The organism is uncultured Roseobacter sp., from assembly GCF_947501835.1.
In the GTDB taxonomy this organism is placed as follows: Bacteria; Pseudomonadota; Alphaproteobacteria; order Rhodobacterales; family Rhodobacteraceae; genus Roseobacter.
Map to the genome: position 1 here is coordinate 1 of NZ_CANMXR010000053.1, position 1,369 is coordinate 1,369.

Consider the following 1,369-nt stretch of genomic DNA (forward strand, 5'->3'; position numbering starts at 1 on the left):
CTTCTCTAATTGGGCGTTTGGGTCAAGCTCGTTTTCCTTCTTTGTTTGGGGCCGTTGTCGCTCATCCGGGTCACGCTTCTCTTCGCAGTCTGGGTGATACCGCGTGGGACATCGCTGCATGCATGTGTCGGATTGGCAGTGGAGAGCCTCGCTTTGGGACGCGCTTGATGGCGCAGCAGACATTTTCGGCTTTGTCCACGAACCTCGTCCGGTGAGGACGACCCCGTTCAGATTGGTGTTGGGCGATTAGATCATGCCGTGCCCTCCACCTTCTCTGAACGGAACTCCGTGCCATCCGCCCACATACGGTGAAGCAGGACAGCTAATTTGCGGGCAACAGCCACAACAGCGCGGCGACGCCCTTTGGTACGCATCAATCGCATGCCCCATGACTTGATCTGAGAGCCCGCCATCGTTCGCATCAGCAGGGCATTGGCGGCGGCATAGAGTGTCGATCTTACGTCTCGATCCCCGGCTTTCGATATCCGACCTGGGTTGTCCTGTTCGCCAGATTGGAATCTTCGAGGTGTAAGTCCGAAGTGAGCTGCCACGGTGCGAGATCTTTTGAACCGCGCGGGATCATCGACGGCAGCCTTGAAGGTTAGAGCGGCAATTGGGCCCACTCCGGGGACTGTCATCATGCGCATACAGACATCGTCCTGACGGGCCGCGTGTTTGACCCGCCGATCGAGTTCCAGAAAATGCTTGTACAGAACCAACCGTGCGTCGAGCAGCGGTAGCATTGCATGTGCGAGAACCTCATCGATCTCAATCATCGGCCGAACCACATCGTCAAAGCTGCCATGCTGCACGGTCTTCGGCAGCCGTATGCCAAATATCTTCAGCAGACCGCGCACCTCATTGGCCAAATCAATGGTTTTGCTGAGCAGAGCTTTCCGCGCACTCAGAAGGGCCCGAACTCCATGCGCCTCCCGGCTCTTCATGTGAACAGGGCTAAACCATCCCGTCCGCAATATCTGGGCAATGCCGCGGGCATCGTTGCGATCCGTCTTGTTACGCATTGCCGATAGGGCGGCGCTCACCTGACGCGCTTCCATACAGACAACATCGAACCCTTCCGCTGTAAGGCCGAAGAACAGATGCTGGCTCAAAGTGCCGGACTCAAAGCCAATGCGTTCGATTGGAAAGGAAAGTGCAGTCAGGCAACTCGCGATCTCTTCGATCTCGCAAGGCAGCTCTCGCTCATACACAATCGCCCCTTTGCCATCGACAACGCAAATCGCGCAGGACCGCAGCGACACATCCAAGCCAGCATAATATTCCATTCGAATTCTCCCATGTTCACAGATATCCTGTGATCCTATCGGGAGCTCGACCTCAGTTCAGGGTCAGCCCAATTACGCATGCT

Annotated in this window: 1 protein-coding gene; it reads right to left on the reverse strand. The window is 56.3% G+C overall.

Translation table 11 applies throughout. The features are described 5' to 3' along the window. Positions 1 to 251: 251 nt before the first annotated feature. A complete protein-coding gene (locus Q1A20_RS26040; protein WP_299919719.1) occupies positions 252 to 1,286 on the reverse strand; it encodes an IS110 family transposase in 1,035 nt (344 codons plus the stop codon). Positions 1,287 to 1,369 lie beyond the last annotated feature (83 nt).

What these genes read in the sequence shown, in the direction of transcription:
- Q1A20_RS26040 (WP_299919719.1), bottom strand. Translation starts at nt 1,286, where the DNA reads ATGGAATATTATGCTGGCTTGGATGTGTCGCTGCGGTCCTGCGCGATT.